We start from the raw sequence: 16066 nt of genomic DNA on the forward strand, positions 1-16066 counted from the left end.
CCTGCGAACGCAGTGAGCAGTTGCATGAATGGATGCAGACACTCTGTCGTCTGCACCACCAAAACAAGGATTAAGACATATTTTCTTTTTTGTGCTTGTCACATGCAAAGCGCCATTGGGCTTTCGACATATCCGTCACATATCCACAGCTCCCCCCCTCGCCCGCGCAAACTTTTAAAACAATCAGATTACCTTATTCAAGTCATTAGAACTGTCAACGTTTATGTATTAAAAACCTCAACATTAAATACTGACATTTGGCCTTAAACCAAATTAATTACTCAACCCCCTCTCACTACCCATTAGATACTCTGACGAAATTTTTCGGCTACTGAATCAATCTAAATCTACTGAAATTAAGGGGAAAAATCGTTTTTCCATAGTACTGGCAAAGTGCGCAGGTATAAGTTTAAGGCTTCCAGTTACTGAAAGTTATAGCTCATAGAAGAACTGAAATGAAAAAAGCTGCAGCGCAGCCGTAGGGTTGATAGTCGTATTTCGACCAATATGGCAATTTAGCTCCGTTGGAGCACAACAAATCCATTGCATTTTCCAAATTGCGTTGCACCCATGAAGCTGATTGTTGATTTCTGACGACGATGCTATTAATGTATCGCCCCAATGGGCGTTGGCGTTAACTCTGCGAAAATCTATGGCTGAATCTGCTAATATCTGAGTACTCAGTTTTGATTTTAGTTAAAGCTAATGATTTTGAAAGCGGTCGCAGGCCGCTGCCGCGTGAGGGATACGGCGGGCGCGCGCCAGTGCGGTGCGCAGGCGAAGCGCAGCGAAGCCGTAGCACGGAAGCGAAGATTATGCTGACGAAAACTTTTTGTTTTGTCAGCATCTTCGACCCCATTCGAGTAGCCCGATCCAGACGAAGGTGCTTTTCAGCCCCTTGTCTGGACAAGCCCAAAAAGCTTCCCGAGAGGGCATGCTCCGAGGGGACACGCCCAAAAAATAATAAAAATACAATTAACGCTGTTGAACAGCTCTTGTATGAAAGGTTTTCGTCTATATTTGCCGTCATGAATCAGCGCACACACATCCATCGTCATCATCATCACGCTTCCCACCACCGGGCAAGCCGCGGATGTGTAGTGCATCACCCACACCTGTAAGCACGCGTAATATCCGAAATAACCTCTAAAGGCTTGCCTCACCGGCAGGCCTTTTTTGTTTTTTAACCTCCTTCACACATGACAAAACTTAAAATCGCCCTTCAGAAATCAGGTCGCCTGAGCGACAAATCGGCCGAACTCCTTCGGGAAGCCGGCATCCACTTCCCAAACGACGGCAGTAAACTGCGCACGGAGGCTTCGAACTTTCCGCTGGAAATCTACCTGCTGCGCGACGATGACATCCCGCAGTATGTAGCTGATGGCGTGGCAGATGCGGGCATCGTAGGACTGAATGTGGTGGCTGAGAAGTCCAAAGACATTCGGGTGGTCGATCACCTGGGCTTCGGCAAATGCCGACTTTCGGTGGCCGTACCGAAGAATCAGCCTTTTGACAGCCTTCAGGACCTCAACGGCAAGCGCATAGCGACCAGCTACACGCGCATCGTGAGCCGATATCTGCATGAGCACGGCATTGAGGCCGAAATACACGAAATCAGCGGCTCGGTAGAGATTGCCCCGGGCATCGGGCTGGCAGATGCCATCTGCGATCTGGTCAGCACCGGCAGCACCTTGCTCACCAATGGCTTGCGCGAGGTGGCTACCGTGATGCACTCCGAAGCGGTTCTGGTGGCTCGTCCTGATCTGAGCAGCATACAAGCCGAGGTGCTCAGCAAGCTGATTTTTCGCCTGCAGGCTGTGCGAAAGGCCCGAAACCACAAGTACATCCTGCTCAATGCGCCCAACGAGCGCATACCTGACATCGCCCGCGTATTGCCGGGCATGAAAAGCCCTACCATACTACCGCTGGCCACCGAAGGCTGGAGTTCGCTGCACTCGGTGGTGGAGGAAGACACCTTCTGGGAAGTGATCGAACAGCTCAAAGACCTGGGCGCTCAGGGCATACTGGTGGTGCCGATTGAGAAGATGATTGTATGACCTACCCAAATAGTAGCCTATGATGAAGATTTTCAAAAATCCAGACCTGCAGCAATGGCCCGACCTGATTCGCCGGCCGGCTGCTGATACCCGCACTCTGGAGCCGGTGGTGCAGCCGGTACTGGAGGCCGTAAAATCCCGTGGCGACGATGCCCTGAGGGAGTTTACACAGCGCTTTGACCGTGTACACCTGTCAGAATTTCGAGTTTCCGACGCAGAGTTTGAAGCGGCTGTACTTAAATGCCCTGCCAAACTCAGAGAAGCTATACTACTGGCCCGGCAGAATATAGAGACCTTTCACCGCGCGCAGATGGAGCAGCCCACTCCGGTAGAGACCATGCCCGGTGTGCACTGCTGGCGTAGGTCAGTGCCCATAGAGCGCGTGGGGCTGTATATACCGGGAGGGTCGGCACCTTTGTTTTCCACACTGCTGATGCTTGGTGTGCCGGCGCGCATAGCCGGCTGCCGGCACATAGCGATCTGCACGCCCCCTCAACCCGATGGATCGGTGCATCCGGCCATACTTTTCACCGCCTCAGCTCTGGGCATACGTGACGTGTTTAAGGTCGGAGGTGCTCAGGCCATTGCAGCTCTGGCATACGGCACAGAGAGCATACTGGCCGTGTATAAAATTTTCGGCCCCGGCAATGCTTACGTGACCGCTGCCAAGCAGCTGGTGGCGCGCGACGGTGTGGCCATCGACCTGCCGGCCGGCCCTTCTGAGGTAGCTGTAATCTGCGACCACACAGCGCATCCCTCCTTTGTCGCTGCCGACCTACTCTCACAGGCCGAGCATGGGTGTGATTCGCAGGTGCTGCTCATCACCTGGTCTGAAGAGGTACTTCAGGACGTAATACTCGATGTCGAACGCCAGCTCAGCGAATTGCCCCGCCGTGATGTAGCACATGCCGCTCTCAAAAACAGCAAGGCCATCCTTGTCGCTGGCCCAGACGAAGCCATCCACCTTTCTAATGCCTATGCCCCCGAGCACCTCATCCTCGCCTGCTCTGAGGCCGACGTGCTGGCCACGCAAGTAGTCAACGCCGGTTCGGTATTCATCGGTCATTACTCGTGCGAAAGCGCCGGCGACTACGCCTCAGGCACCAATCATACCCTGCCCACAGGCGGCTATGCTCGGGCCTACAGCGGTGTGTCGCTCGACAGCTTTGTGAAGAAGATCACCTTTCAGCGGCTCACCCCCGACGGCCTGCGCCGTATCGGCCCGACCATTGAAACTATGGCCGAGGCAGAAAACCTTGCCGCACATAGCCGTGCTGTATCCATTCGCCTGAATCACTTAAAAACCAATACCAGCAAGCTATGACTTTTGACATCGAAGCACTGCTGCGGCCCAACATCCGCCATCTGAAGCCCTACACCTCAGCACGCGATGAGTTTCAGGGCAAGGCACACATCTACCTCGATGCCAACGAAAATCCCTTCGACGACACCCCCTTCCACCGCTATCCCGACCCCCATCACCAAGATTTGAGGCAAAAAATTGCTTCACTCATCGACCTGCCGCCCGACCACATCTTTCTCGGCAATGGCAGCGATGAAGCCATCGACCTGCTCATCCGCGCCTTTTGCACGCCGGGCAAACACACTGTGCTCACCTGTCCGCCCACCTATGGCATGTACGAAGTGCTGGCCCAAACACACGGCGTTGACGTACAGCAGGTGCTGCTCACACCTGATTTCCAACTCAATGAGCCAGCTATCCGACAAGCAGTGCGGCCCTCCACGCGACTTATCTTCCTCTGCTCGCCCAACAATCCCACCGGCAATCTGCTCAGCCGTCCGTCCATCGTACGCATACTCACTGCCTTTCAAGGCATCCTGGTGGTCGATGAAGCTTACATCGACTTTGCCGATGCCCCCGGACTCACCGACCTGCTCAGCACCCACCCAAATCTGGTCATACTGCGCACCTTTTCCAAAGCCTGGGGCCTTGCGGGACTGCGTGTGGGTATGGCACTGGCCCGGCCGGAGATCATCAGCGTGCTCTACCGCATCAAGCTGCCCTACAACCTTAGCCAGGCCACCCAGTCGTACCTCTACACTGCCCTCGACCGCCACAGGGAAGTACAGCAGCACATCAGCCTGATCCGCACTGAGCGTCACCGCCTTTCCTGCGCTCTCAGTTCCTTGCCGTTCGTGCGCCAGATACACCCTTCCGACGCCAACTTCCTGCTCGTTCGCTTCAGCGACCCACAGCACACCTACCGCTATCTGCTCAGCTGCGGCATCGTCGTGCGCGACCGCAGCCGCCAGCCCCTCTGCCAAGGCTGCCTTCGCATCACCGTAGGCACCCCCGCCGAAAACGACCAACTCATCCAGGCTCTTTCCGACCTATGAACAAGGGTTTTTATTATTATTTGGGCGTGCCCTTCGCAGGTTGCCCTTTCGGGCAACTGCTCAGGTCGGGCTATCCGCTCATATTCGCCTTGCGCGTGGCCGCAGCACTATCTGGGCTGCGTTGTCTGCCCTTCGGGCCAGCCAGCCGCTCCCAGTGTGCTGCAGCCCACCCGCTGCGGCTCATATCCGCTCCTATCCCTCACGCGAGCACATGGGCCGACCGAAACTTTTTATTAAAAGCCCTTTCACCAATTACACCAATAAACCCAAAATAAATACATTAAAAAAATGTCCCAACCCTCTAACAAACTTTTAGCGTCAAACCAGAATAAAAAGAAACTGCTCTTCATCGACCGCGACGGCACCCTCATCCACGAGCCACCCGACACATATCAGATCGACAGCATCGACAAGCTTTCCTTCCTGCCCGGCGTATTCGAATACCTCGGCAAAATTGCCCGCCAGCTCGATTACGACCTCGTCATGGTCACCAATCAGGATGGTCTCGGCTCCCCCGGCTATCCCGAAGAGGTATTCCGCCCCATTCAGGAGCTTATCCTGCGCTTGCTTGCCGGCGAAGGCATCACCTTCAGCGAGGTATGCATCGACCGTAGCTTTGCTCACGAAGGCAAGCCCACCCGCAAACCCGGCACCGGCATGCTCACCCACTACATGCAGGGCGATTTTGACCTTGCCCATTCATGGGTCATCGGCGACCGCGCCTCCGATGTACTTCTGGCTCAAAATCTCGGCTGCCGAAGCATCTTTATCAGTAATCCCCTACACAAGCTGCCGTCTGAGGTTTTGCCAGATTTCACCGTCACACATTGGCGTGAGATACATGAATTCCTCATGCGCCACAGCCGTACTGTGATACACCGACGCACCACACGCGAAACGGATGTAGAAATACACCTCAATCCCGACGGCAGCGGCCATGCCGACATACACACCGGACTGGGATTTTTCGATCACATGCTGGAGCAACTGGCACGTCACGGTAGCCTCGACCTGTTCATTCGCGCCACAGGCGACCTTCACATCGACGAACACCACACCATCGAAGACGTTGCCATAGCCCTGGGCGAGGCTTTCTCGCAAGCTCTGGCCGACAAGCGCGGCCTGGAGCGCTACGGCTATGCCCTGCCGATGGACGACAGCCGGGCCTTTGCCGCAGTGGACTTCGGCGGGCGAAGCTGGCTGGTGTGGGAAGCCACCTTCACCCGCGAAAAGGTCGGTGACATGCCTACCGAAATGTTTTCCCACTTCTTTAAGTCCTTTGCCGATGCAGCCCGCGCCAACATACACATCCAGGCCACGGGTACCAACGAGCACCATAAGATCGAAGCCATCTTCAAGGCCTTCGCCCGGGCTGTGCGCATGGCCATTCGTCGCGACCCCGACCACCTCATTCTGCCCACCACCAAAGGAATTCTCTGACCAAACCACCCGAAATGAAAGTAGCCATTCTGAAATACAATGCCGGCAATACCCACTCTGTCGCCTTAGCCCTCCGACGTCTTGGTGCAGAGGTACACATCACCGACCGACCGGAAGAAATTCGTTCGGCTCACCGGGTGATCTTTCCAGGCGTAGGCGAAGCTTCGTCGGCAATGGCATACCTGCGCATGCGCGGCCTCGACGAAGTGCTGCGTTCACTCACACAGCCCGTCCTCGGTATATGCCTCGGTCTTCAGTTGCTCTGCACCCATTCCGAAGAAGGCAACACCGATTGCCTCGGTATTTTTCCTGCGAAGGTCAGGCGCTTCACCGGCGGACTCAAAGTGCCCCATACCGGCTGGAATACGCTTTCAGCCATAGCGTCTTCACCTTTATTTCAGAATGTGCCGCCAGAGGCCTATGTCTATTACGTACACTCGTACTATGCTGAAGTATGTAAGCATACCGTCAGCACCTCTGAGTACGGGCAGGTAATTTCAGCCGGACTCGCCCGCGACAACTTTTTTGCCGTGCAGTTTCACCCTGAAAAGTCCGGCCCCGTAGGCCAGACCATTTTACACAACTTCCTGAACATCAAAATCTGAATATTCCATGTCATCCACATTTGAAATCATACCAGCCATAGACCTGATCGATGGAAGGTGCGTCAGACTACAACAGGGCGACTTCACCACCGCCACAGCCTACGCTGACGATCCTCTGCAAGTGGCCCTGCGCTTTGAGGAAGCCGGCTTGAGTAGGCTCCACATGGTTGACCTCGATGGTGCGCGCTCGGGTGCCCCTCAGCATCTGCACATCCTTGAATCCATCGCTGCCCGCACAAAAATGGTGATCGATTACGGCGGGGGTATTTCCTCACGCGAAGCCCTACAGTCCGTGTTTGATGCCGGTGCGCGATATGTGTCTGTGAGTTCTGTGGCGGTACGACAGCCGGAGCAGCTGGCAGAATGGATGGAGCTCTATGGTGCCAGCCGCTTTTTCATCGGTGCTGACGTCCGAAGTGACAGGATAGCCATCAGCGGCTGGAAGGAGACCACTGCCATTGGCATACAGGATTTTATCGGTTTTTGGTCGTCGAAGTCTGCAAGCTATTTCTTCAGTACTGATGTGGAGCGCGATGGTATGCTCACAGGACCTTCCTCTGAACTGTACAGAAATATTTTAGCGAAATATCCGCACATACGGCTGATTGCCAGCGGAGGAGTCCGCTCAGTCGATGACCTGATACTGCTGAAGGAGATTGGTTGCTCCGGCGCCATCATCGGAAAGGCCCTGTACGAAGGCCTCCTATCTCTCATAGACCTGAAACGATTAATTCTGCAAATCTTCTGAAACCATGCTCGCCAAACGCATCATTCCCTGCCTCGACATCAAAGACGGCCGCACGGTGAAAGGCACCAACTTCGTCAATCTTCGGGACGCCGGCGACCCGGTGGAGCTGGCAGCCCTGTATGCAAGGCAGGGTGCCGACGAACTGGTATTTCTCGACATCACCGCCACGGTCGAAGGGCGCAGCACCTTCGCTTCACTCGTGGCGCGGATTGCAGAAGTACTCGATATCCCCTTCACCGTAGGAGGTGGCATACGTACCGCTGCCGATGTCGAAGCCCTGCTGGCAGCAGGGGCCGACAAGGTATCGGTAAACAGTGCAGCCGTGCGCCGGCCACAGTTGCTTGACGAACTGGCCGCAAACTTTGGCAGCCAGTGCGTGGTACTTGCCATCGATGCCGGCAGCGTAGGCGATACCTGGCAAGTCTATCTCGACGGTGGGCGTACGCCCACCGAACTGTCAGCCCTGGTCTGGGCGCAGGAAGCCGTGCAACGCGGTGCGGGTGAAATTCTGCTCACGTCGATGGACCACGATGGTACCCGCTCAGGATTTGCCATTGAGCTCACAGCTGCTATTTCAGAGGCAGTACCCGTACCCGTGATCGCCAGCGGTGGCGCCGGCCGTATAGAACACTTTGCCGAGGTGTTTACCCAAGGAAAGGCTGATGCAGCCTTGGCCGCCGGTATATTTCACTTCGGTGACGTATCTATCCCCGACCTCAAACAGTATTTGCACTTACAAAACATACCCGTACGCATCCTATGAATACACCTGATTTTTCCAAAAATCCCGATGGACTGCTGCCCTGCATCGTACAGCACGACCGCACACGTCACGTGCTGATGCTCGGCTACATGAACCGCGAAGCTTATGAAAAAACTCTGGCCGAACGTCTGGTGACCTTCTATTCGCGCTCTAAACAGCGCCTTTGGAAAAAAGGCGAAACAAGCGGCCATTATCTTAAAGTAAAAGACGTACGTATAGATTGCGATGCCGATGCAATCCTAATCCTCGCTCAGCCGGCTGGCCCGGTATGCCATACCGGTAGCGATACCTGTTTTGGCGAAGTAGTTTCTTCCGATTCAGGATTCCTTGCCGAGCTGGAGTCAGTCATTGCCCACAGAAAAAGTACCCCGAATGAAAGGTCGTACACCTCCGGATTGTTTCAAAAAGGCATCAATGCTATAGCTCAGAAAGTAGGCGAAGAAGCCGTCGAACTCGTCATCGAAGCCAAAGACTCAGATGACCAAAAGTTTTTAAACGAAGCCGCCGATCTACTTTTTCATTACCTCGTTCTGCTGCAGGCCAGGGGGTATTCACTGCAGGATGTAGAAAAAGTGTTGGAAGCAAGACACCGAAAATAAAAAATCCTTTAACGAAAAGAAGGTCAACGTAATTCAGGTATTGACAATACCTTACTCTAAAACCTTTTAACCTATTAATCCGCGAAAAATGCCCACTCCCTTACCGTACTACCGAAAAATGTTTTTTTATTCCCCTCCTTACACCTTCTCCAAAGATGTTGGAATTAATCAGAGGAGTCTTGTTTTCTTGCAGAGTTCGCGGATGGGCACAAAATTAGTTTTTGGTTTTGGTTGAAGTTCTCATTATCCTTGTAAGTAAAAGTTTTATACTAAACTAGTTAAATCCTAAAACAGGAGCTTTGAGATGAGGTAATCGAGGTTTCTTATGGTTAAAAACTCTGTAGCCAGTAAAACTGTATTAAAATATATTTGCGTGATTTCGATTATTTAATCTTGCTCTATAGAATGAAAAAATTTTTTAGCCTGCTGTTACTGTTTCCGGCACTCTCATTTGCTCAAGAAAATTATGTACACAAATGCGGCACAAACTACATGTTTGGGCAATTGCTTTTGCAAAATCCAGCTTTAAAAGCTGAAATCGAAAAATCAGATCGCGATCTTGCCCTCGGTGCTATTGAATACGGTAATCAAGCTGGTCGCACACAGAATACTGTTTTCATAATTCCTGTAGTTTTCCACGTAATTTATGACGACGCCATCAGCAATATATCCCGAGAGCAAATTATGGACGCTATTCGCGTGCTGAACGAAGACTTTAGACGTCGAAACGCAGACACAGGTAATACCAGACAAATTTTTAAAGACCGAGCTGCTGATATAGAAATTGAATTCCGCCTTGCCAGTATTGATCCCTTTGGCAACTGTACCGATGGTATAAATCGCATTTTCAGCACTCTTACCAACAATGCCAACGACAATGTAAAAAATCTAAGCATGTGGAACAACCGGCGGTATTTGAATATATGGGTTGTAAAAAACATTCAACTCCCCAATCAACCCTCCCAAGGCACAGTACTAGGTTATGCATATCGCCCATTTCCCAATCAACAAGGAGTGACTGATGGTATTGTGATTCGCCACGATCGCGTGGGTACCATAGGTACATCGAATTCAATGGGTCGCACGCTCACCCACGAAGTCGGCCACTTCCTCGGACTGAAACATCCCTTCGACGGTGGTTGCAATGCAGGTGACGACATAGCTGATACTCCTCCAGTTGCGAATGAGAGCTTTGGGTGCAACTTCCAAAAAAACACCTGTACCAACGATGTACCCGATTTGCCTGACATGATCGAAAATTACATGGACTACGCTAACGACAACTGTATGAACATCTTTACCATAGGCCAGAGAAATTACATGAGAAATGTACTACAATCTTTTGCACACAGAGCTGAACTGGTCAGTCAGGCAAACCTTCAACGCGTCGGCCTTGTCAACAATACTCAATGTCCTCCCGTAGCCCTTGGCTTTGCAAATCGTCGTGTAGCCTGCGTGGGCGACACTTTGCAATTTATGGACATCAGTTTTGGAGGTCCAGCTAACACCAGGACTTGGACCTTTACCGGCGGCAATCCCCCTACATCAACCGACGCAAACCCGCGCATCATCTTTACACAACCAGGTCTTCACAAAGTAGAACTCACCTTAACAAACTCAGCCGGCACAAGCACCTTTAAAGACAATACCTACATTGCAGTTAGACCAAAGCCGGCCAACTTCGGAAATTTCCTCAAAGAAGATTTTTCCATCACATGGCTGCCGAGTTTTAACTGGTTTGTAGAAGATGTGCATTCGGTGGGTAGCAGTTGGACAACGGTGATGAATGCCGGTTACAACGATAGTCGATCAGCAAGGGTCTTAAATTTTGACACACTCGCCGGTACCGTTCACAATCTCATCTCTCCTACGGTAGATGTGCGGTTTTCCACAGGTCTTTCGATGCGCTTCAAATATGCTTATGCTCGTCGTCAACCCTCGAATACAGATGCGTTGCGCTTTTATGTATCTTTAAATTGTGGCAAAACATGGATTTTACGTCGGGCAGTGCTCGGAGCTCAGCTCATTACCGCCCCCGATATGCCTTCAGGTAGCTTTGTACCGGCCAATAATTCGGAGTGGAAGGAAGTAACAGTTCCTCTGGGTATTTATGCTAATATTCAGAATGACATTATGTTTAAGTGGGAATTTACCTCAGGTGGAGGAAATAACATTTATCTGGATGACATTAACCTTGATGTAACTATCGGTACGGATGAATTTTCTGAAGCTGAAGAAACTACACTTTATCCCAATCCTGCAAAAAGAGGCTCAATTGTGCTCTTCCATTCACCGATTCAGCTGGGCGATCACGTAAAGTTGATTTCACTGACAGGTCAAACTGTGGCAGAGTTTCAGAACTTAAAAAATCAAACTGTTCAGGAATTTCGCTTGCCGGAGCATATTCAGCCAGGCGTATATATGTTAGTTACAGGTTCAGGAGTTTCTAAAAAACTCGTAATACAGTGATCTCAGCAGAAATAATCACTATTGGCGATGAGCTTCTCATAGGTCAGGTAATTGATACTAACTCTGCTTGGCTAGCAGAAAAACTCAATGAACTAGGTATAGATGTAAAGCAGCGCAGAGCGGTGGGCGACAATAGAGAAATGATCTTTCATGCACTTGACAGTTTGCTCCCCGATACACGCCTTGTCATATTAACTGGCGGATTAGGCCCTACACGCGACGACATCACCAAGAAAACTCTCGCCGATTACTTCGGTATGGAGCTCACCTTTCACCAAGAAACGCTTCGGCACATTACAGAAATTTTTAATCGTCTTGGTAGAGAAGTCAACGAGTTAAATGCCTCTCAAGCATGGTTGCCTTCGGGCTGCATTCCGCTTAAAAATTGGTATGGAACAGCTCCCGGAATGCAGTTTGAACGGAATGGCATTCATTACTTCTCGCTGCCTGGGGTGCCTTACGAAATGAAAGCTCTCTTTGAAACCTACATCCGCCCTTTTGTTGCTGAGAAATTACATCCCGATACACAAATTTTACACGCTGTATTTCACACCCAGGGAATTCCTGAAAGCATTCTGGCCAAGCGTATTGAAGCTTGGGAGATGAAATTACCTCCACAAATTAAACTTGCTTATTTACCCTCTGCCGGCGCTGTACGTCTTCGGCTAACTGCTAGAGGTTCGAAAAGTGATCATCTCGAAGAACTTTTAAAAGCTGAAGGCATGAAACTCAAGCAAATTTTAGGCGTCGATTTGTATGCTGAGGGCGATGAGCCTCTTGAAAAAGTAGTAGGGCAATTACTTAAGTCATCAGGTAATACACTTGCGTTAGCCGAAAGCTGTACAGGCGGGTACATTGCCCACCTGATTACGAGCATTCCGGGCAGTTCGGCGTATTTTATGGGCGGAGTTGTATCTTACGACAATGTAGCGAAAAAAGTAACCCTTGGTGTGCGCCACGAAGATATCGTTCAATACGGCGCAGTAAGTAGCCAGGTAGTGCTTCAGATGGCCGAAGGCGCAAAAAGAGTCTTCAAAACAGACTATGCTTTAAGTACTTCAGGCATAGCTGGCCCTGATGGTGGTACAGATGAGAAACCAGTAGGAACTGTCTGGATTGGCATCAGCACACCAATTGAGACCAGAGCTTATCTCTATCGATTTGGAAACGATCGGATGCGAAACATACGTAAAACAGCCCTTGCAGCACTCGATCTCCTGCGAAGGGCACTGATAGGCACAAGTCTCGACGATATTAAATCACCTGACCTAAAAGAAATTGTCGTTCAAGACACCACTCATCATAACACATAAAACAAATTTCCGGATTGCTAAAAGCAATCCGGTTATTTCTTCTTAAACGGTTATTAAACAGACTTTTCTATTCTACCCAATACATTAAATTCGTCAAACTCGAGCGTCTCACCCACATTTAATTCAACAAACTCAATGGCGTCAGCCAGAATTTCCCCTTTTATGTAATCGCTCATGGCATCTACAGCCTCTATTAAGGCTTCATGGGGTTGAAGATACAGACGGATGCGGTCAGTTACTTGCAGGCCGCTGTCTTTGCGCATATTCTGAACGCGGTTTACTAAATCGCGGGCCAAACCTTCGCGGTACAATTCGGGCGTGATGGTAATATCGAGGGCCACAGTGAGGCCACGCTCCACGGAGACCAGCCAGCCGGGTATGTCGTCGGTGTAGATTTCCACTTCGTCAGCTGCTATTTCTACTTCGCCAGAGCTGAGGGATAGGGTCATTTTACCGTTTTGCTCAAGCGCACTTATTTGATCTGCCGACAGATTTTGGATGAGCTGTGCGGCTTCTTTCATTGACTTGCCCAGGCGTGCACCCAGCTTTTTAAAATCAGGTCTGGCGCGTTTTACAATCTGGCCTGTGTCTTCGCGAAGGATTTCGATTTCTTTCACATTTACCTCAGCCTTTACCACATCAGCTACACGTTCGATGCGATCGGCCAGTTCGGACTGTAAGGCTGGTATCATGATCTTTTGCAGAGGCTGACGTACGCGTATTTTTTGCCGCTTGCGCAGGGAGAGTACCATACTGCAGATCTGCTGGGCCAGGTGGGTCTGTTCTTCCAGTTCAGGATTGATCAGCTTGTGATCTGGCACCGGCCAGGGTGCCAGGTGTACAGAGTCATACGGTTCTCTGTTGGTTACAGCATTGAGATCGCAATACAAGCGCTCGGCAAAGAAGGGCGAAATCGGAGCCATCAGTTTGGCCACAGTGATCAAGCATTCATAGAGCGTTTGATAGGCTGCCACTTTATCAGGGCCATATTCTCCTTTCCAAAAACGGCGACGCGATAGGCGTACATACCAGTTGCTCAGATCTTCAGTTACAAAATACTGTATGGCACGCCCTGCCAGCGTGGGTTCATAGTCGTCCATCCATGCTGTGCATTTCTCAATCAGGGTATGAAGCTCTGATAATATCCATCGGTCAAGCTCTGTGCGCTCTTCCATTGGCACAGGAGGCTCTGCGTGGACAAAGCCATCTACATTGGCGTACAATGCAAAGAAGCTGTAGGTATTGTACAATGTGCCAAAAAACTTGCGCTGAACCTCAGTGAGTCCTTCAAAGTCAAACTTTAGGTTGTCCCAGGGTTGAGCATTGGTGATCATATACCAGCGCAAGGCATCGGAGCCGTACTTTTCGATGGTATCAAAGGGGTCAACGGCATTTCCCAAGCGCTTCGACATCTTTTGGCCATTTTTGTCGAGCACCAAACCGTTGGATATCACCGTTTTGTACGCTATGGAATTGAATACGAGCGTACTGATGGCGTGCAGGGTGTAAAACCATCCACGAGTCTGATCCACCCCTTCGGCGATGAAATCGGCCGGATAAGGCAGCTTGCTCAGGTCTTCGCCTGTGGCAAAAGGAAAGTGATATTGCGCAAAAGGCATGGCTCCGGAGTCAAACCATACATCGATCAGATCGCTTTCTCGATACATCGGCTTGCCTGAAGCTGAGACCAGTACTATACGGTCGATATAGGGCTTATGTAGATCAAACTTGTCGTAATTATCACGGCTCGTGTCGCCCGGCATGAAATCTTTTAAAGGATTTTCACTCATAAATCCTTGTGCAACAGAGCGTTCGATTTCTTCCTTTAATTCGGCCAATGAACCTATGCATTTTTCTTCGCTGCCGTCTTCTGTACGCCAGATGGGCAATGGAATCCCCCAAAAGCGCGAACGGCTGAGGTTCCAGTCGTTGATGTTTTCGAGCCAGTTGCCGAATCGACCGGTTCCGGTGGCCTCCGGCTTCCAGCGGATTTTGCGGTTGTTTTCGACCAATTGATCTTTTACTGCCGTCACGCGTATAAACCAGCTGTCGAGCGGATAGTAGAGCACGGGTTTGTCCGTACGCCAGCAGTGCGGATAGCTGTGTTCGTACTTTTCGATTTTGAATGCCTTACCTTCCATTTTGAGCTTCAGGGCGATGCGCTCATCAACGGAAAGGTAGTTCTTTAAATCGGCAATGATAGGACGGAGCATTTCGCGCTGGCGCTCAAATTCTTTTTTTAGTTCTTCATCGGTGTAATATTCAGACTTTACATATTCACCGGCCAATCCAAATTGAGGGTCTTGCACATGTTTGGTAAAACGGCCCTGTAAGTCCACTAAAGGTGTCGGGCGACCTTCGTCGTCGAGTACCAGCATGGGTGGCACACCCCATTGTTTAGCCACGCGGGCATCGTCAGCACCGAAAGTAGGTGCCGTATGTACTACGCCGGTGCCGTCTTCAGTAGTCACAAAGTCGCCGGTAATTACCTGAAAGGCCTTATCCGCATCCTGATACGGCAAGGCATAGGGCAAAAGCTGATGGTAACGAAGACCATGCAAGGCAGAGCCTGGGCAAGTAGCAACAATTCGGTACGGAATTTTCGCCTTGGCATCTCCTGTGTAGGCATCAAACTCCTCGGGATTGTGCACTTCGGTAAATTGTTTTCCGAAGTTCAAAGCAATGAGTTCTTTGGCCAATACTACGCGCTGACGCTGGCGGGTATAAGGATTATAGGTTTCTACCAAAGCATATTCAATCTCAGGGCCAACTGTAAGTGCTGTATTTGATGGCAGCGTCCAGGGAGTTGTCGTCCACGCAAGGATGCCATCGCCATCCTGCAAAGGAGTGCCAAAGGCGGATTCAAATCGGCTTGCTGTTAGTACATCATCTACCCTAAGGGCGAAGATGGCCACAACAGATGTATCTTTTACATCGCGATAGCATCCCGGCTGATTCAGCTCGTGTGAAGAAAGTCCTGTTCCGGCTTTTGGTGAATAAGGTTGTATGGTATATCCTTTATAAAGCAAGCCTTTTTCATAAATTTTTTTCAGAAGCCACCAGACGGATTCGATGTATGTGTTTTCGTAGGTAATGTAGGGATTTTTCAGATCTACCCAATATCCAACCAATTCCGTCAACTCATTCCATGCATCGGTGTATTTCATTACCTCTCGGCGGCAGGCGGCATTGTATTCTTCTACGGAAATTTTTTTTCCGATGTCTTCTTTGGTGATGCCCAGAGTTTTTTCCACGCTCAGCTCGATTGGGAGGCCGTGGGTATCCCATCCGGCTTTGCGGATTACCTTGAAACCTCTTTGGGTCTTGTAGCGACAGAAGAGGTCTTTGATCGTGCGTGCCATCACATGGTGAATGCCCGGCATGCCATTGGCGCTGGGTGGACCCTCATAAAAGACGAACTCGGGTGAGCCGTTTCGCTCATCCACACTGCGTTCAAAAGCGCGTATATTTTTCCAGTAAGAAATGATTTCTTTGTGTACTTCCGACAGGTTTAGTTGTCTGTATTCCTTGAATTTTTCTGACATTTTAATGTTCTAACCGACAAAAACGGCTGCGAAAATACCAATGAATAGCTGAAGTTGAATATGTATTAATGTGTTGCTCATTCGATGTATAGCTCCTACGGAGCTGTGTGGGATTGCAATGATTTTTCTATTAACATGTCGCTCCTACGGAGCTAATTTTTTGACCTAT

11 protein-coding genes are annotated in these 16066 nt (G+C 50.5%); 10 read left to right on the forward strand and 1 reads right to left on the reverse strand.

The features are described 5' to 3' along the window. Nucleotides 1–1199 precede the first annotated feature (1199 nt). The 10 genes from hisG (at nt 1200) to ACK4EX_RS08595 (ending at nt 12352) form a co-directional block, all read left to right on the forward strand. Nucleotides 1200–2057, forward strand: a complete 858-nt coding sequence (gene hisG / locus ACK4EX_RS08550) for an ATP phosphoribosyltransferase (protein ID WP_409771787.1) — start codon at nt 1200–1202, stop codon at nt 2055–2057. Nucleotides 2058–2076: 19 nt separating this feature from the next. Beyond that, nucleotides 2077–3381, forward strand: a complete 1305-nt coding sequence (gene hisD, locus ACK4EX_RS08555) for a histidinol dehydrogenase (RefSeq protein ID WP_409771790.1) — start codon at nt 2077–2079, stop codon at nt 3379–3381. Further along, on the forward strand, nt 3378–4415 hold the full coding sequence (gene hisC, locus ACK4EX_RS08560) for a histidinol-phosphate transaminase (RefSeq protein WP_409771792.1): 1038 nt from the start codon (nt 3378–3380) through the stop codon (nt 4413–4415). The genes hisD and hisC overlap by 4 nt, the downstream gene beginning before the upstream one ends. A 288-nt stretch (nt 4416–4703) precedes the next feature. Then, complete coding sequence (gene hisB, locus ACK4EX_RS08565; protein WP_409771795.1) at nt 4704–5855, forward strand: bifunctional histidinol-phosphatase/imidazoleglycerol-phosphate dehydratase HisB; 1152 nt, start codon at nt 4704–4706, stop codon at nt 5853–5855. A 14-nt stretch (nt 5856–5869) separates the two neighbouring features. Next, nucleotides 5870–6460 carry an imidazole glycerol phosphate synthase subunit HisH gene (hisH, locus tag ACK4EX_RS08570; RefSeq protein ID WP_409771797.1) on the forward strand — a complete coding sequence of 197 codons (591 nt, stop codon included), beginning with the start codon at nt 5870–5872 and terminating at the stop codon, nt 6458–6460. A 7-nt stretch (nt 6461–6467) separates the two neighbouring features. Continuing rightward, nucleotides 6468–7208 (forward strand): HisA/HisF-related TIM barrel protein, encoded by a 741-nt coding sequence (locus ACK4EX_RS08575; protein WP_409771799.1) that lies wholly within the window; start codon nt 6468–6470, stop codon nt 7206–7208. A gap of 4 nt (nt 7209–7212) precedes the next feature. After that, nucleotides 7213–7971 (forward strand): imidazole glycerol phosphate synthase subunit HisF, encoded by a 759-nt coding sequence (gene hisF / locus ACK4EX_RS08580; RefSeq protein WP_409771802.1) that lies wholly within the window; start codon nt 7213–7215, stop codon nt 7969–7971. Next, nucleotides 7968–8570 (forward strand): bifunctional phosphoribosyl-AMP cyclohydrolase/phosphoribosyl-ATP diphosphatase HisIE, encoded by a 603-nt coding sequence (gene hisIE / locus ACK4EX_RS08585; protein WP_409771804.1) that lies wholly within the window; start codon nt 7968–7970, stop codon nt 8568–8570. The genes hisF and hisIE overlap by 4 nt, the downstream gene beginning before the upstream one ends. A gap of 405 nt (nt 8571–8975) precedes the next feature. Next, complete coding sequence (locus ACK4EX_RS08590; RefSeq protein ID WP_409771806.1) at nt 8976–11039, forward strand: M43 family zinc metalloprotease; 2064 nt, start codon at nt 8976–8978, stop codon at nt 11037–11039. Further along, nucleotides 11036–12352: a competence/damage-inducible protein A gene (locus ACK4EX_RS08595; RefSeq protein WP_409771810.1), complete on the forward strand. Its 1317-nt coding sequence runs from the start codon at nt 11036–11038 to the stop codon at nt 12350–12352. The genes ACK4EX_RS08590 and ACK4EX_RS08595 overlap by 4 nt, the downstream gene beginning before the upstream one ends. A gap of 53 nt (nt 12353–12405) precedes the next feature. Here the strand turns inward: ACK4EX_RS08595 and ileS are convergent, their stop codons facing one another. Beyond that, nucleotides 12406–15897: an isoleucine--tRNA ligase gene (ileS, locus tag ACK4EX_RS08600; protein WP_409771812.1), complete on the reverse strand. Its 3492-nt coding sequence runs from the start codon at nt 15895–15897 to the stop codon at nt 12406–12408. Nucleotides 15898–16066 lie beyond the last annotated feature (169 nt).

It is taken from the genome of Thermaurantimonas sp., assembly GCF_046299575.1.
GTDB lineage: Bacteria > Bacteroidota > Bacteroidia > Flavobacteriales > Schleiferiaceae > Thermaurantimonas.